The organism is Flavobacterium sp. 9 (genome assembly GCF_002754195.1).
Classification (GTDB): Bacteria; Bacteroidota; Bacteroidia; order Flavobacteriales; family Flavobacteriaceae; genus Flavobacterium.
The window spans coordinates 374,870-392,754 of sequence record NZ_PEEU01000001.1; the positions used below are offsets into that span (position 1 = coordinate 374,870).

The 17,885-nt window shown below is 35.9% G+C and carries 9 protein-coding genes; 3 read left to right on the forward strand and 6 right to left on the reverse strand.

Going from position 1 to position 17,885, the window contains the following annotated elements; genetic code table 11:
• Window positions 1-378: 378 nt before the first annotated feature.
• From CLU81_RS01395 to CLU81_RS01420, 6 genes are all read right to left on the reverse strand, one after another.
• The gene (locus CLU81_RS01395; RefSeq protein WP_099708189.1) at window positions 379-2,016 is read right to left on the reverse strand and encodes a glycosyl hydrolase family 18 protein; all 1,638 of its coding nucleotides are present in this window, start codon (window positions 2,014-2,016) and stop codon (window positions 379-381) included.
• Window positions 2,017-2,149: 133 nt separating this feature from the next.
• Window positions 2,150-4,813, reverse strand: a complete 2,664-nt coding sequence (locus tag CLU81_RS01400) for a beta-1,3-glucanase family protein (RefSeq protein WP_099708190.1) — start codon at window positions 4,811-4,813, stop codon at window positions 2,150-2,152.
• Window positions 4,814-4,930: 117 nt separating this feature from the next.
• Window positions 4,931-8,821, reverse strand: coding sequence for a family 16 glycosylhydrolase (locus CLU81_RS01405; RefSeq protein WP_233209628.1), 3,891 nt, complete (start codon window positions 8,819-8,821; stop codon window positions 4,931-4,933).
• Between the two features lie 830 nt (window positions 8,822-9,651).
• On the reverse strand, window positions 9,652-12,582 hold the full coding sequence (locus CLU81_RS01410) for a triple tyrosine motif-containing protein (protein ID WP_099708192.1): 2,931 nt from the start codon (window positions 12,580-12,582) through the stop codon (window positions 9,652-9,654).
• A gap of 465 nt (window positions 12,583-13,047) precedes the next feature.
• Window positions 13,048-13,680 carry an HAD family phosphatase gene (locus tag CLU81_RS01415; protein ID WP_099708193.1) on the reverse strand — a complete coding sequence of 211 codons (633 nt, stop codon included), beginning with the start codon at window positions 13,678-13,680 and terminating at the stop codon, window positions 13,048-13,050.
• Window positions 13,681-13,793: 113 nt separating this feature from the next.
• Window positions 13,794-14,840: a nuclear transport factor 2 family protein gene (locus CLU81_RS01420; protein WP_099708194.1), complete on the reverse strand. Its 1,047-nt coding sequence runs from the start codon at window positions 14,838-14,840 to the stop codon at window positions 13,794-13,796.
• Between the two features lie 107 nt (window positions 14,841-14,947).
• Here CLU81_RS01420 and kduI point away from each other — a divergent pair, with 107 nt between their 5' ends.
• From kduI to CLU81_RS01435, 3 genes are read left to right on the forward strand one after another with little or no spacing between them, the layout of a single operon-like run.
• Entirely contained in the window at window positions 14,948-15,787 is an 840-nt protein-coding gene (gene kduI / locus CLU81_RS01425) for a 5-dehydro-4-deoxy-D-glucuronate isomerase (RefSeq protein ID WP_099708195.1), read from the forward strand.
• Between the two features lie 5 nt (window positions 15,788-15,792).
• The gene (locus CLU81_RS01430; protein ID WP_099708196.1) at window positions 15,793-16,584 is read left to right on the forward strand and encodes a gluconate 5-dehydrogenase; all 792 of its coding nucleotides are present in this window, start codon (window positions 15,793-15,795) and stop codon (window positions 16,582-16,584) included.
• An 11-nt stretch (window positions 16,585-16,595) separates the two neighbouring features.
• Window positions 16,596-17,765, forward strand: a complete 1,170-nt coding sequence (locus CLU81_RS01435; protein ID WP_099708197.1) for a DUF4861 family protein — start codon at window positions 16,596-16,598, stop codon at window positions 17,763-17,765.
• Window positions 17,766-17,885: the final 120 nt, after the last annotated feature.

Below are 17,885 nucleotides of genomic sequence, written 5' to 3' on the forward strand. Positions count from 1 at the left end.
TATTATTTTTAATGCAAAAGCTATTTCGTGCGATCAAAATCAACGGATTAAAATCCGTTGCTACAAAATGGATCGTTCCTCCAGAACTTTTGTAAAGAGTCTTCGGCTCGATTTATATTGTAGGGATGGGTTTCAACCCGTCCATCCGCAATGTATATTTTGTAATAGTGTTTTAATGGTGTTTTTCTTTCACGCAGATTTTTATCCACATTTTTGTCATTTCGACGGAGGAGAAATCTTCGCGAGAAGCTCGACAAAGATTAAAAATTTGCTTTGCGTTTGTAAACCCGACAGGTTTTAAAAACCTGTCGGGTTTGAATACCTATACAACCTTTGTCAAAGTTTTAAACTTTGACAAAGGTTAAACTCTAAAATTTATTATTTTTTAATAAAACGTCTCACCGTTTTGATTCCGTCTTTCTCTACTAAAACCAAGTAGATTCCAGATTTTAAACCTGAGACATCAACACTATTATTGTTTACTTTTTGAACCGAAACAGTATTTCCTCTCTGAGAATCTATAATGCTCACATTTGCTCCTGAAACTTCTGTTGAAAAAGTCAGTGAATCTTGTGTAGGATTTGGAAAAACACTCAAACTTGCGATTCCTTCCTCTGCAGTTATTGCCGGAGAAGCTGTTTTTGCTGCTAATGCTGATCCAGATTTTGTGATTCTGAACCAGTTTAAATTCACACCCGAAGCTTGTATAAAGATTCCGAAATTGTATGTTCCGGCATTCACGTTTACGGTTTGAGATACCGTTTGCCAATTTTGCCATCCTCCAGTATTTGGAATATTAACTGCGCCTAACTGAATTGTTCCTGCATTTAAATCAGATGATATTCTTGCACCGTTTACTGCACTTGCAACTCTGTATTCAATTACATAAGAACCTGAAGTTGGGAAATTGATGTTGTAATACGCCATCCAATCGTTTGCATCTGCGTAACCTACATTCAATCCTCCGCCGGTATCTGTTGTAGCTTCGGTTTGCACGCCACTCATTGTTGAGTAGTTTTCTGCCTGAATCAAAGTTCCTGTTCCTGGAGGATTACTTCCTGTAATAACCTGATTTACGGCTGTCAATAATGATTTTGCACCTGTAGCATCTTGCGATAATTCCCAAATCATAACTCCTCCCGCATTCTGAACTGCAAAAGTTGTTTTGGCTTTAATCGTTGGAATTCCATTATAATAAATTGTATTTCCAACTTGGTCTAAATTTTCGGCTCCAGGATATTGTGCTACGATATTAGCATAAGAAATTCCCTGATTTGCCGAAGCTCCAAATCCATATCCGTAAAACGGAAGACCAATAATGGCTTTACTTGCCGGTAATCCTCTTCCTGTCCAGTAATTAAACTGATTTACAGCAATACTATACGGAGAATGTTGTCCTGGACTTCCCGGAGCCCAAGGTCCTGTTGCATCATAAGCCATGATATTAATCCAGTCGTAAGCTGCAAAAGTAGACGCTGGCACATTTGCTCCTCCATATCCTTCTGAAAGTGCTGCTGAAATCAATTTGCCTCCCGAATGTAATTTCGCTGCAAGCGCAATTACAAATCCGCCATAATCACCGTTAATCGCCGGACCTTCAAGATCTACGTCGACACCATCAAAATTATGCGCAACAACATAATCGTATATTTTTTGGATAAAAGCCGTTCTGTTACCACTCGTAATAAGATTAAAATAATTATCGCGAATAGGTCCTCCTTCAGATACTGCACCTCCGCCAAGTGAAACAAATACTTTTACGTTTTGTGCGTGCGCCGCGTTAATAATGGTAGTACTTCCTGAATTCCAGGAAAGATATCCGTTTGCATCCGGATTTTCAAAAGCAATATTGATATGCGTTAATTTACTATACTGAACGCTGCTCGAAAACGCATTCAAGTCAACCCAATTTGGGATATAAGCTATTACTTTCTTCTGGGCCATTGACAAATTGAAAACTCCCAAAACTAAAATGATCATCCATTTTAGTGGCATTTTTTTGTAATTGTTTTTCATGGTAATTGTTTAATAGATTAATAAAAATTTGTAAATAATGGGGTTTTGAAATTGTAGATTTTAGACTTTAGATTTTTTGATTCGAACAACAAATCTGAAATCTAAAGTCTTAAATCTAAAATTTGCTTTAAAACTATTTTTTAATAAAACGCTTAATCGTTTTTGTACCGTCTTTTTCAAAAACTACCAGATAAACGCCTCTTCTTAAATGTGAAACATCTATACTATTATTTGATAATTTCTGTTTTGAAACAATATTTCCAGTTTGAGAATCTACAATACTGAAGTTTCCTCCAATAACATTTGTGGATACAAAAAGTGTATTTTCTACCGGACTTGGATATACATTTAAATCCGTTTCAACTGTTTCTTCTTCAATTGCAGCCGAAGCCACTTTTGCACTTGAACCTGTTTTTGTAATTTTAATCCAGTTGATATTCATTCCCGTATTTTGAATGTAGATTCCAAAATTGTATGTTCCTGCATTCACATTTACAGTTTGCGAAACCGTTTGCCAGTTTTGCCATCCTCCAGTATTCGGAATATCAACACTGCCTAATACAATTGTTCCTCCGTTTAAATCCGATGATAATCTACCTCCCGCTACAGCACTTGCAACACGATATTCGATTAAATAAGATCCTGTCGTTGGGAAATTAATACTATTGTAAGCCAACCAATCTCCAGTTTCGGTATAACCAACATTTGAACCTCCGCCTGTATCTGTTGTTGCTTCAACCTGAATTCCGCTCATTGCTGAGTAATCTTCGGCTTGAATTAAAACTGATGTTTGAGAACTTGTTGCCGGAACCAATTTCCATTGTCCGCAAGTTTGATTGTTATTATCCCATTGCTGAACAACTGCGCCCGAAGCCGTACTTGCTCCTGCAACTTCAACAATTCTACCACTATGTCTGGCTACAATTTTATAAAATCCATCTCCTGTAGAAACCAATACAAATTGCTGATTCGTTGTTGCATTGTATGGATATTGCTCTACATGTGCTCCATTTGCTTTATTGAAATTGTTTACATCAAGAGATTGTCCGCTGTGATTTGCAATAATTTTATACAAACCATCGCCTAAATGTGTTAATGTAAATTTTTGATTGTTTCCTGAGTTTAAAGCACCTTGATTAATGGCAGCGCCATTAGTCAAACTCGCGCCCCAAACATCCATGTATAAATTACTGTTTCTGTTTTGCAAAAAGAAAGTTTGATTTCCTAGCGTAGTTGTTCCGTTTGCCAAAATTCTGATCGAAGTTACTTTATCATTCCAAGTTGTATTCAAACAAGCATTATCAGAATTAATTACAGTTGAAGCTCCGGTAAAATTATCATCCTGATACAAAATCGCCTGAAATCCCTGTGTAATTTTTAGAGACGAAATATCATCGTTTAAAACTCCTAAAGTATTCAAACGAGCCAAGTTATAATCTCCAATTGTTAATCCGCCTGAGAATCCTGTATAATTACAATCTTTATAAACCGTAATTACATCAGTTGTAGCCGGCACAGAAGGCACCGTTCCCGCATATCCTCCAAAACTGGCAATAACTTTAGTTGGCTGTGGCGAATGAAGCGATGGCGATTGATCAGCCACATCATCATAAGCAAATCCATAAGCCAGATTGTCAACACTTATTCCCGGTAAATGCCAAAATTTAGAATAATGATTCGTTGGATTCACCTGATAAAATTTCGATGCATCGTACCAATTTTGCTGACCCGGATTTGGCGTTGTCGTATTTACAACATGTCTGTTTATGGCAGCGGTTAATTGCGCCTGAATCACAAGATCAAGATCTCCGTCGACCAATCTTCTGTCCAAAACTCCTTTTCCTTCCAGTGCTTCCTGAGTCGATGGTCTGTTTTGAACACGTCCTGTACGACCAACAAAACCTCCTGATTGCCCAACCATTTCTAATTGTTCACCATTAACTCGGCCTTTGAAAACTCCGGCATCTCCGGCATAAAATATTAAATCTTCATTTTTGTATTTATTCCAAATGGCATCAATATAAGACTTCAAATAATTAGCTTGTGGTCCAACGCTTGTTCCTCCAGTTCCATCGGCGAAAGCTGGCGTTTTAGAAGGCGCCGTAATTTCTCCCGTTGCGTCATTAACACAACCTTGAAATTCAGCTGGAACATTGGCTTTAAAAGCCGCAACAATATCTGCGTGTTTCTTCAATTCACCAACACGTTTTTGATATCCATTGGCACCAAATAACTCTAATCCCATTGGATATTTATACGAATCAACTCTCGATGGATTTCCGAAGAAACCGTATTGATTATTCGTCAATTCGATGATTTCATACAAAATTCCCTGATTTGGATCTGTAGCATTCAACGGATTTGGTGACGTATATCCTGACGGAGCGCCGCTTGCACCAAAAAAGTAGAAATACAACTGTTGTCCTTTCGCAATAAAAACTCTACAACCTGCAATTTGTGGCAACGTAAAAGTCTTATTGGGAATTTCGCTTAATTTGGTAAAACAATTGGCATATTTTGAGTTTTGTCCAGGTCCGGTATTTCCACCAATCGTTGGTCCTGTAACCGTATTATAAGACGAACTCATTGGCAAAACCTGACTTGTTTTGGCATTGACCCAAACGTGATTTCCTGTATTATAATCAATACCAACGATGGCAACATACAATTCGCTGTCGCTAAATGTTGAAGTATTGCTAATCGTAAACGGTATTGGCCCTTGGGCATAACTAAAATTAAATAGCAATGCCAACAGCAATGCCGCAAAAATGTTTTTTTGTAATTTAAAATTTCTCATTGTTTAATTGTTTTGGTTAATAAACTCGTTTTTAATTAATTAGTAAGAATGAGAAAATAAAATCTATAAAAAATTGGGTGTAACTATTAAGGATCATTACACCCAACTGTATTTTGGTTATTGCTTAATCAGTTTTTTAGTCCAGCTTTTCTGGTCAGATTTAAAGTTCAGAATATAAATTCCTCTTCTAAGTCTGCTAATATCAATTACACCTTCAGTAGTATTTGCATCAAATTTATTCTGAGATACCAATGTTCCTGCATCGTCATAAATCGTTACGACTTTATTGTCTAATTTTTCAGGTAATAAAAGTTGAACATAACTACTTGCCGGATTTGGATATATCGCAAAAGTTGTATTTTCTACGGCAGTTTCTTCAGTAATAACCGAAGCTTTTCTCGCTGTAGAAGCAGATCCGTAAGCTTCAATTTCGAATAAAGAATATCCGTATGGAGCCAAAGCTTTTGTGGTACATAAAACTCTAATGTATCTTCCAGTTCCGCTTACTGTTAAATCATCTGTTCCTCCGTCACTTGCCGTTTGAGTATTTACAGTTTCATTTTCGGTGAAAACATTATCAGTAGAAATCTGCACTTTATATTGAGTTGCAAAAGCTGCTTCCCATTTCAAAACCACACGATTAATGTTGTAATTGCTTCCTAAATCAACATAAATCCATTCGCTTGCATTTGCAAAACTACTCGCCCATCTTGTTCCTGCATCTCCATCTGTGGCTTTCGCCGAAGAAAAAGTCGCATTCTCTTCTGTAGAAGCCGTAGCAGTTTTGGCTAAAGCTAAATTGACATTGTTAGTTGGAGGTGTAATATTTCGAACAATAACATCGCTGAAAACTCCCGTTGTCAAAGTTCCGTTTGCATGAGAAGTTACCGCCATTCCCGCATAAATGGTATTTGCCATAGCAATTGTTTTTGGCGCTCCAAGTTGCGTCCACGTAGTTCCATTATCAGATGTATAAGATGTAAACACGTTTCCTGCTCTTGTAACACGAATCCATTTTGGAGCCGTTCCTGCCGCTACTGTAGCAGTTGTAATTCCCGAAACAGCATCTCTTGTTAGAAATTCTAAACCTGCTGCAGCGCTTACATCTGTCATCGCATGTTTAGAAGTCGCAGTCAAAGTTTCTCGGAACATAACGCCCGCTTTCGCGTAAGTATTGGTATTTGTAAGTGAATTTACTTTAGCAATAATTTCGGCATCACCAGTAATTGGTTGGTTCACAAACTGAAATTGATCGCCTGTATCCCAAATATCATTTCCTGATCCTTTTATAGTGAAAGTTCCGCTAGCGTGAGTTGCTTCTCCTGCCGGAGTAACAGCACCTAAATCTGTACTTACCCAAGGAGCTGGCAAAGTTGCCGGAGGATTTTCTGTACCAACTAAATTTACAGCTCTGATATTATCAAAATAATACGTGTTTCCTGAGCTAGTTCCCGGTTCTAACAAGAATACAAAACGATTTACTTCGCTGTCTAAAGTCGAAGCATCCGGAGAACTTGCGTATGTAAATACCAGCGTATGCCAAGTATTCGTTTGTTTGACAACTGCCTGATAAATACTGTGCCTTCCCGTTGGATAATTTGACGGAATCGAAGCGCTACTTTCTGCCTGCCAGGAAATTATAGATCCAACCGGAGCCGAAGTATAAACATCCATTGCAAACTTTTTAGTGCCTGATTTGAATTCTCCAATATTGTTTAAAGTCGTATTGAATGAAAAATTATCATACAATTCAGTCGATTTTCTAACATATTTTCCAACGTTTGTAGACGTATTGATTCCGCTTGCATTAGGATTTGCCGTGTTTGGCGTATAAGTTCCAATCGCGTCTCTGAAAGTAATATTATGTACCGTTTGATAATCTTCGTACACAACTCCCGGCGTATAAGTATCCGGCAATTTAGTAGAACCAATTCTGATATTATCAAAATAATACGTGTCGTTTGTATAAGAACCTGAATTCGCCAAAATCACCATTTGGTTTACCGCAAGATTTGAAGTTCCCGCATCAGGACTTGAATTGTAGTAGAAAGTCAGCGTTTCCCATTGATTTTGCTTCGTTGTGATTGCTACATAATTACTGTTTCTTCCTGTTGGATAATTTGCCGGAAGTGATGTTGCACTGTTTTCTAAATTCAGACTTACAACCGTACCAATTGGCGCTGAAGTATAAACATCAATCATGATTTTATTCGTCTGATTTTTCAATAAACCGGCATCTTCAATCGTACTTTGTGTATTAAAGAAAAGCACATCATATTGTTCCGTTACATTACGAACATACTTAGCCACATTTGCAGAATTATTAACCGAATTAGTTCCAGGATTTGCAACCACAGAATAAGTTCCGGTTGTAGTTCCTTTGATAATTTTATTGATTCCGTCGTAGTTTTGTAAAACATCTGTCGCAATAATAGGTTTTTCAGGTGCAGCTTTTGTCAGCAGATTATCAAAATAATAAGTCGCTCCGGAATTCGAATTAGATTCAAAAAGAAAAACCACATTATTGATTGTCAATGCGCTTGTATTTGGATCGATTACTTTTTCGAATTCAAATTCAATCGTTTCCCATTTGTTCTGAACCGTTGTCGTCGCTTTGTAACCGCTATGTCTTCCTGACGGAAAATTTGTCGCCGTCGTAACCAGACTATTTTCTAATTGCATCGAAATTTTGGTTCCAACAGGCGCAGAAGTATAAATATCAAAAGAGATTTTCTTTCTTCCATAAACATAATCATTAGCATTACTGATGACTACATTTTTGATATTCAGAACATCATATAATTCAGAAGCATTACGAACATATTTCCCCACCGAAGCCGAAGTATTGATTCCCGTAGCCGACGGATTTGCAACAGCTTCTGTCAAAACTCCAGTTTTAAGTCCGTAAACTATATTTCGATTCGTTTGAAAATCTTCGTAAATTCTTTCTACCGGCAAAGGAACTTCTGTAGTTACAGCCAGTTTATAAGTATTTGCAGCACATCCCGAAACTGTAGTCGCTACCGAAACATCTCCCCCAGATGTTCCCCAGTTTACAGTAATCGCATTTGTACCTTGTCCTGAGGTAATCGTTGCTCCCGCAGGAACTGTCCAGTTGTAAGTTGCACCAGCAATGGTATTTATAGAATAGGTTTTACCCGTTTCATTGTTATATACTTTTGCATCGCCCAAAACTCCATAAGTAAAACTTCCGCTATAAACGCGAACATAATCTACTTGCAGTTTTGCCGGAAAATCAGCTGGAATTGGTTCAACACCAGCGCCATTTACACTTGTATAAGGCGTTCCTGCGCTACCAACAGCCAGATTTAAAATAATATAAAACTGTTGATCGTTAAAAGGCCATCCGCCATTTACAGTCGTATTTGGTGTCGCAGTGTGAAATAAATTTCCATCAATAAACCATTTTATGATATTTGGTCCCCATTCCACAGCATAAACGTGAAATTCTGTAGACAAATCAGTTGGAGAATTGTAACTTCTTCCTGTAAAATGATAACCGCCGCCATCATAATGAATCGTTCCATCAATGGATTTTGGATTTCTGTGTTTGGCTTCCATGATATCAATTTCACCTGTAAAAGGCCAATTTGACGTTCCTGCCGGTAACATCCAGAATGCAGGCCAAGCGCCCATTCCGTTAGACAATTTCATACGAGCTTCGATTCTTCCGTACTTAATCGAATATTTTCCTTCAGTAGTTAATTTTGCCGAAGAATACGGTTGCGCCGGAAATGCTGCATTTGGTTCGTATTTAGCCTGAATATTCAAATAACTATCCGTTCCTTCCTTGACAATTGTTGCCTGATTAGGATCATAACGCTGTGCTTCGCCGTTTCCGAAGCCACAAAGAGAAGGACAACCGTTTCCTGTAATGCTTTGCCATTTTGTTGCATCTACAGTTGTGCCATTAAATTCATCAGACCAAATTAAAGTGTTGCATTGGGCCTGAAGTTTTAGAAAAGGAGACAACATAATAAGTGTCATTATAAAACACCTCTTTAAAAAATAGTAATTGCTTTTCGGTGGTCGGCCGAAAAAAGGGTCATTTTGTTTCATTTTTTTAGTTTTTTGTTAGTAAAGTTCCATTAACCCAACAAATCCTATATCTCGCAAAGAAATAGTCATTATTGTATTAATAAGATGACAATATTAACAAATAAACCACCTAAAAGGTCAATTTTGGGATACGGTTTGACTACGGTGTTTATAAAAAAATGTAATAAATAGCCCGCAAAACCCGTAAAATCACTTCAGATTTTACTTAATAATAAAAAGCATGAATTTTGTTATATTTTTGTAGATTCAAATTTTTGTTTCACGCAGATTTTAAAAAGATTTAGGCAGATTGAGGTGATTTTTTTTTTATAATTGAACAATTAATTTTTGACAATCATAACCACAATCTTGTCATTTCAAGGAACGAGAAATCCTCGCAAGTAGCTCTACAAAGATTGACGATCATGATTGCGTAGGACGGATTAAAATCCGTCCCTACAATATAAATCGAGCCGAAGGCTCTTTCCAAAAGTTCCAGAGGAACGATCCATTTTGTAGCAACGGATTTTAATCCGTTGAAACGTTAGATAAAACGATTACGAAGGACGGATTAAAATCCATCCCTACAATATAAATCGAGCCGAAGGCTCTTTGCTTTACGCATTTTTGTCATTTCGACGAACGAGAAATCCTCGCAAGAAACTCTACAAAGATTGACGATCATGATTGCGGAGCTACTTGCGAGGATTTCTCGTTCGTCGAAATGACAAACTAAACGAAGTAAAGCATGAGAAAAAAAAATCTACATGAAACAAAAATCAAAAATTCAAAATAAATTCCGTGATATTTGCCTCAGATGAAAGCTGCAGTTTCTTACGAATACGATATCTGGTATCTTCAACGCCTCTAACAGAAATTCCCAAAAGCGGAGCAATTTCTTTAGTATTGAAATTCATTCGCAAATAAGCACACAATCTCATATCTCGTGGCGTCAGTTCCGGAAAACTCGTCTTTAAACGTTGCATGAAATTATCATGAAGCTGATTAAAAATCTCCTCAAACTCGTTCCAATGCTGATCTCCTTTTAATTCGTGATCAATTATTCGGTTGATTTTAGTCAGTAAACTGAAATTTACATTTGGATCATTCTTCTTATCAATTTGACCGATGAGTTCTTTTATCGAAAGCAAAATTTCATTCAAATGAATAAGATTCACCGTACTCGAAGCAACTTTTGCATTTTTAAGATTGATTGTCGTTTCGAGATTTTCTCTCATAATCGTCATATTCTCTTGTTCTAATGCCAATTTTTGCTCGTTTAATTCAGCACGATTTCGCAACAATTCCTTTTCCTGATTCAGGATTAATTGTTCACGTTCACGTTCGGCAAGATTTTTTTGATACTTGATAATCGCATAAATCAAAACTCCAAAAAGGATTAAATACAAAATATAAGCCCAACTTGTGCGATACCAAGGCGGCGAAATCTCAAATCTAAAGACAGCTTCTTCGCTTACAACATCATAAATATTTTTTGCCCTTACGTGAAAAACATATTCGTTCTCAGACAAATTCGTGTATTCTTTTTCCGTTTGAAGGCTCCAATCCGACCATTTTGGCTCAAAGCCTTCCAGCCAATATTCGTATTGTGTAGCATCTGCTTCATCATAACAAAGTGACGCAAACGAAAAGTGCAGCGCATTATTCGAATATGATAAAACCGGAGAAAGCTTCTCGTTTGCCGATTCCGTATTGGTTGGAAGCACATCGTATCTACTCGAAAACAACAAACTATCTTTAGGAAAAATACATTTAACCTCAGATATAATTGCTTTGTATTTTGATTGATACTTTTTGTTTTTAATGGCATTATAATGAATCAAACCTTCTTGTGTGCCAAAAAATACATCGCCATTTGAAGTTGTTTGAATATTCTCGAAACCAGGAACATACAAATATCTGAGTTTTCTAAAAGGCAATTCTTCAACCTCAAACTTCCCTCCTGATTTCTGACTCATTTTTCCAGTATTCTCTCCGGAAATGTACCAGATATTATTTTGATTATCTGCTTTAAGCAAACGAATATGGCTTTTCAATCCGAGGTATTTTTTGAAAAGAGCGTCAGGAATCATTTTCTTAGAATTAGAATCTTGTTTGTAAACTCCTTTTCTTGTTCCAAACAAAATCTGATCGTTTATTTTGAAAGTATTCAAAAACAAACTCGACGGAAAACCCGCTTCCTTATTATAAAAATCGATATGTGAAACGGCATCAAATGTTGCATTAAACTTGATTTTGTAGATACCTTTATAGCCGTGCGCAATCCAAATATTTCCATTTTTTTCGGTTATAATAATTCTGCTGCTTTCTTCAAAACCTTTTATTTTATGCTGATAAACCCACGAATTATTGATGGTTTTTAGCAAATACAAACCATTATAACCGCCAACAAGCAATAAGTCAGGATGATTCGGAATTAATGCGCCTTGCCACGCTCCATCGGTCTTAGCCAATAATTGCGCTGAATTTCCTTTTATTTCGAAAATTCCATTTTTTTCAAAAGCCAAAAGTGAATTTCCAAAAATGCCAATATTCCACACATTTTCAGACATTCCCGAAATATGCTGGAAACGTACATTTTCATTTTTACCACTTTTATAAGCTTCCCAATCCAACCAAAAAACGCCATTGTCTGTAGCGATATAAAGTTTGTTTTGATAAATTAAACTACAATATATTTTGGTTTCGGCACTAGAAGTATCCAATATTCGTGATAATGGTGACGAAATCTGAATCATCGAAATTCCTTCTTTCAAAGTCACCCATAAATTGCCCGCTGTATCTGTCTTGAGATTCGTTACATAATCATTCTGCAATCCCATTTGCTTGTTGATATGCTGAATTAAATTTCCCGCACGATCAATGACTATCAATCCGGTTTGGCGCGTTCCAATTCCTAAATATCCATCTGAAAGTTGAATTCCGGTCGAAATCTGATATTGCTTAAACAAATCATCAGCTTCGGTCACAAATGGTTTTAGCTGATTATTTTTATATAGAAAAAGTCCTTTTTTCTGTGTCAGAATTAGCAAACCATCTTTAACTTCGAAAATTTTCCTAATCTTCATTCCGATAAACTGAGTGCTATTCGGAATTTCTACCAAACCGTCATTTTTGAGTTTTAATAATCCTTTTACATCATCTGAAACATAGATCTCTTTATTGACTTCAAAAAACTCATCAAACTTTGAATTTGGGCGTATTGTCTTGATTTTATTATTCTTATAAATAAACATTTCTTCATTAGAGAAAAAAATCACTTCATTATTTCGAATAACAGTATGCAAAACATCTCCAAAATTCTTAGCCGAATTAGAAGCTAATTTCACTAAAGATATGTATTTATATTGTCCGTTTGATAACTGAACCGCATAACCAAAATCGCCCTGCGCACCTACATACATTCGATTATTTTTATCAATGGCAAGCGACCGAACCATACTTCTGTTTTCGGGTTGCGTCACAATATTCCATCGCACGCCGTCAAATTGCATGATTCCAAAATGATTGGCAAAAAACATCATTCCTTTAGAATCTTGCAAAAGATCCCAATTTTCTGAAGCGGCTTTATAAGTTTTCGGATTGTAATTAGTGATAAAAGGAACTCCAATTTTCTTAATTTGAGCGGTTCCAATTATGGGTACAAAGTATAGGTATAGAATTAAAATTCTAATTATAATTTTCGTCATTTTGCTGCTGAGTGTAGGTTATTTTGTGGTGTCGGAGTGCCACAATCTTAAAAACAACTACCGGGGAGAGGTTGCTTTTAAGGCAAAATAAAGTCGGTTATTAAGGCTTTAGAAATTATAATTTGATAACTTAAAGCCATTAAAAAAACGAATCTCTATATTCAAATATATAAAAATTTATTTTAATGCAACAAATTACATTTGAATTAAGGAATTTGATAATGGAGAAAAATTAGATAATATGGCAATTAGAAAATTAGATAATTTCTCAATGTCAAGCTTTGTCAAAGTTTAAAACTTTGACAAAGCTTATATAGATACAATCTTGTCATTTTGATGCGTAGGACGGATTAAAATCCATCCCTACAATATAATTCGTTCCTTCGGAACTTAAAAAATATGCAACTCAATCGATCGTAACGAAACCTGAAACCTGAAACAAAATTTTAGACTTGAAACAAAAATTTAAATCAAATCCCATAACTCTTCGTAACTATCAAAAAGTATTGCACCTTCTTTCTCTAAATCTTCATTGTTATAACCATTTGCAAAACCATAGACTTTAAAACCGCCTTTTATTCCTGATATTACTCCGGCTTTACTGTCTTCTATTACAATGCAATCTTTAACGTCAAAACCCATTTCTTTTGCGGCATGCAGAAAAATTCCGGGATCGGGTTTCCAACTATTAATTTGATAAGAGCTAAAGATTTTATTTTCGAATTTATCGAGTAAACCTGCAACTTCAAGATTCAATCTGATTTTATCAACAGGACCGCTGGAAGCCACACAATATGGGATTTCAAGTTTATTTAAGAATTCAACTATGCCTTCCATTGGTTTAACCTGTGTTTTGAAGGCTTCGAAACTTCTTTTACGATATTCACTTTCAAAATTATCCGGAAGTTTTTTACCAATTGCATTTTCAATATGTAAAAAACATTCCTTCAAATTACGTCCGTTAAACTCCCGATACGCATCTTCCAATTTCATTTCGAAACCATGTTCGGCACCCATCAAAAGTAAAATTCCGTTACCAATCTTTTCAGTATCAACAAGAACTCCGTCACAATCAAAAATAATACACTTAACTTCCATACTTTTTATTTACAATTTTAAATTATCTGACAACTTAATCAGATGATTGGAATGTAAATTACAAAAATTAGGATGAAAACTAAACTTCAGAAACTTAAATAAATCCCAAATATTTAATCGTGATTGACCATTTGGCGATAAAGCATTAAAATACCTTTTTCATCTCTTTTCCAGAGATTGGTGCTTTTTCCGGTAACAATTGCTCTTCCTTTTTTATTATCCCATGAAACATCTACGTAATAGTAACCGTATTCTAAAACAAATTTACCAAGCGCAATCATTGTGCTTGCCCTTATTTGTATAGCGTCAATTGATACACCGTTTGGCTTTTCGTGTTCCTGAAAATAAGGTTTTATATTATCAATTCCCACCAACATTGGCGTATCATATGTCATGTATATGGCATCTTTTTCAAAGAATTCTGTGGCATGTTTCTCGCCGTCTCTTTTTTTGACAAGTTCGGCAATGCGTTTATTACGCTTATTTACTTCATCAGATATTGCTTTATTTACCCCAAGTTTGGGCATAATACTGGCTTGTGGCTTTAAAAATGAAAAATTAGATTTATCAACAGCACTATTTGCGCCCCAGATTTCAGAAATAAGTTTGAGATCCTGATTCTTTTCAATTCGCCAGACATTCATATATTTTCCTTCATAAACGAATAAAGCGCCTCCATTTCTGGTAAAATTATTCGTAAAAGTTCCAATTTCAATTAAATAATTTTTGATTAACTGAACTTCATAAATATCCCTTTTATACGTATTTATCGTAACATTTTCGAACCATTGTTCATAATAGGATTTTATGCCGTTTTTTGTATATATCGCCGTATAATATTCCGGCATGCAAGTTGGCTCTTTGTCATCATAATATTTCATGACAACATTGATGTCTTTATTTACAAAAGCATTCGCCAATTCACTATTTATAGATTTTAGTTTTTCTTTCCATTGTTCCACATCTTTACTTATTGGCTCTTGGCCGAAGGATTTTGAGAAAAGTAAAAACATGATTACAATCCATAAATAGCTATTTCTCATTTTTTTGTGGTATTTGAATTGATAAGTTAAAAGTAACGAATAAATCATTAAAACACTAAAATTCAATACATTAAACGAAACATCCCAAAATCCATGTAAAACAGACAACAATTTCATTCACAAGCTTTTGGACGTTTTTATACCAATAATGTATTTTTATTAAATAATTGATTTGTATTTTTATAGAGTTATAAAATTCACATTGAACTCAAAACAAAAAACAAATGTCAATATCCTACGAATCACGATATGCTTCAAGTCCGCAAGCTGTAAAACAATACGACACTACACAATTAAGAGCCGAATTTTTAATTGATAATCTAATGAAAAAGGGAGAAATCGCCCTTACTTATTCTCATTACGATCGTTATATTGCAGGTTCAGCAGTTCCAGTTTCGCCTTTAAAATTGGAAACTATTGATCCGCTCAAAGCTTCTTATTTTCTTGAAAGAAGAGAATTAGGAATCATTAATGTTGGTGCAAAAGGTTCGGTTGAAGTTGATGGAATTTCGTATGAATTAGGTCATAAAGACGCACTTTATATTGGAAGTGGAAATAAAGAAGTAATCTTCAAAAGTGATGATGCTGAAAATCCTGCTTTATATTATTTAAATTCGGCTCCAGCCCACACACAACATCCAATTAAAAAAGTGAGTTTGGCTGAAGCCAATAAATTACAACTGGGAACAATGGAAACGGCGAATCACAGAACGGTAAACCAAATGATTATTGGCGGAATCGTAACAACTTGCCAATTGCAAATGGGAATGACGGAATTAAAACCCGGAAGTGTTTGGAATACTATGCCGGCACACGTTCACGATCGCCGTATGGAAGTATATTTCTACTTGGATATTCCGGAAAATCAGGCTGTTTGTCATTTTATGGGAGAACCTCAGGAAACACGTCATATTTGGATGAACAATCATCAAGCGGTAATTTCTCCGCCTTGGTCAATTCACTCGGGATCTGGAACTTCAAATTATACTTTTATCTGGGGAATGGCTGGCGAAAACTTAGATTATGGAGATATGGATGTTGCTAAAATCACTGATTTAAGATAAGAATTATGACAAACTTATTTGATATAAAAGGTAAAATCGCCTTAATTACAGGAAGTACACACGGACTTGGAATGGCAATGGCAAAAGGATTAGGTCAAGCCGGAGCGACAATTATCGTAAACGGAAATTCTTCACAACAAAAAATTGATGATGCTGTAGCTGAACTTAAAAATGAAGGAATTAATGCAATCGGATATAAATTTAATGTAACCGATGAAAAAGAAGTTATAACCGCAATTCAGAAGATTGAAAGTGAAGTTGGACCAATTGCAATCCTGATTAATAATGCCGGAATCATCAAAAGAATACCGCTTATCGAAATGGAAGTTGCCGATTTCAAAGAAGTAATTGATATTGATTTGGTTTCGCCTTTTATTGTTTCAAAACATGTTGCCAAAGGAATGATTGAAAGACGTCAAGGGAAAATCATCAACATTTGTTCGATGATGAGCGAATTGGGTCGAAATACCGTTGGAGCTTATGCTGCTGCAAAAGGCGGATTGAAAATGCTGACCAAAAACATGGCAACAGAATGGGCAAAATACAACGTACAAATCAACGGAATTGGTCCCGGATATTTCGCCACCGAACAAACAAAACCTATCCGCGTTGACGGACATCCGTTTAACGATTTTATCATAAGCAGAACTCCTGCTGCAAAATGGGGCGATCCAAGCGATTTGGCCGGAGCAGCAATATTTTTGTCTTCTAAAGCAAGTGATTTTGTAAACGGTCACATTTTGTATGTTGACGGGGGAATTCTCGCTACAATTGGTAAACCTTCTAACGAAAACTAAAACCTCAAATTTTGAAAAAAAATCTATTATTAACCGCAATTCTGGTAAGTAGTTTTGCCGTTCATTCGCAAAATAAAACCATAACTATTACCAATTCTCTTGCTATTGACAGGGAATTTGAAACGATCGAACTGACTAAAAAATCTCTTGGTTTGCCTTCTTCGGCTAAACTTGAAGATTATTCGGTTAAAGAAAGCGGCACAAGTACGTTTTTAGAAACTCAGGTTGTCGATACTGATGGCGATGGCAATTCGGATTTATTATTATTTCAGCCTAAAATTGCTGCATCTTCAAAAAAAGACTTTCAGGTTTTGATAGCTACAAATCCTGATGCAACAAAAATTATAAACTGTTATTCCAGATTTGTTCCGGAAAGAACGGATGATTATGCCTGGGAAAACAATAAAGTAGCTTTTAGAACTTATGGCCCGGTTGCGCAAAAAATGGTCGAAGATCATGTTGAAGGCGGAACTTTAACCAGCGGAATCGATGCTTGGTTAAAAAGAGTCGATTATCCAATTATCAATAAATGGTACGAAAAAGCAACTTTAGGAACGGGAACTTACCATAAAGATACTGGCGAAGGTTTGGATAATTTTCATGTTGGAGATAGTCGTGGCGTCGGCGGAATTGCCGTTAAAGTGGATAATAAATACTATTTTTCTAAGAATTTCACCACTTGGAAAACCATTACGACAGGACCAATCAGAACGAGTTTTATCCTGACTTACGCAAATTGGGATGCAAAAGGCAATAAAATAACTGAATCTAAACTAATTAGTCTCGATTACGGAAGTTATCTTTCTCGCTTCGAAATCAATATTAAAGGCACAAAAGAAATCGCTGCCGGATTAACGCTTCACGACAAAAAAGGAACTATTGGAACCAACATCAAAGAAGGTTGGTTAAGCCATTGGGAACCTCTTGATGATTCAGAATTAGGAACCGGTTTGGTTGCTGCAAAAGGTACTTTAACCGGATTTGACAACTATATTACGAATGATAAAGACCTAAGCAACTTATACGGAAACTTAACCGTTAAGAACAATAAAGTCGTTTATTATGTTGGTTTTGGATGGAAAAAAGGAAGTCCGTTTCAAACTAAACAAGAATGGGAAGCTTATTTGAGTTCGTTTGCAAGTAAGATAAATAATCCTCTTATTGTGAAGGTGAAAAAGTAATATTTTTGCCCACGGATTTGAGCGGGTTTTAACTGGTTTTACGCGGATTTTTTTTGTTTTTATTCGCATTTAATGTCATTGCGAGGAACAAAGCAACCTCGCTAACAATGAGACACAAAG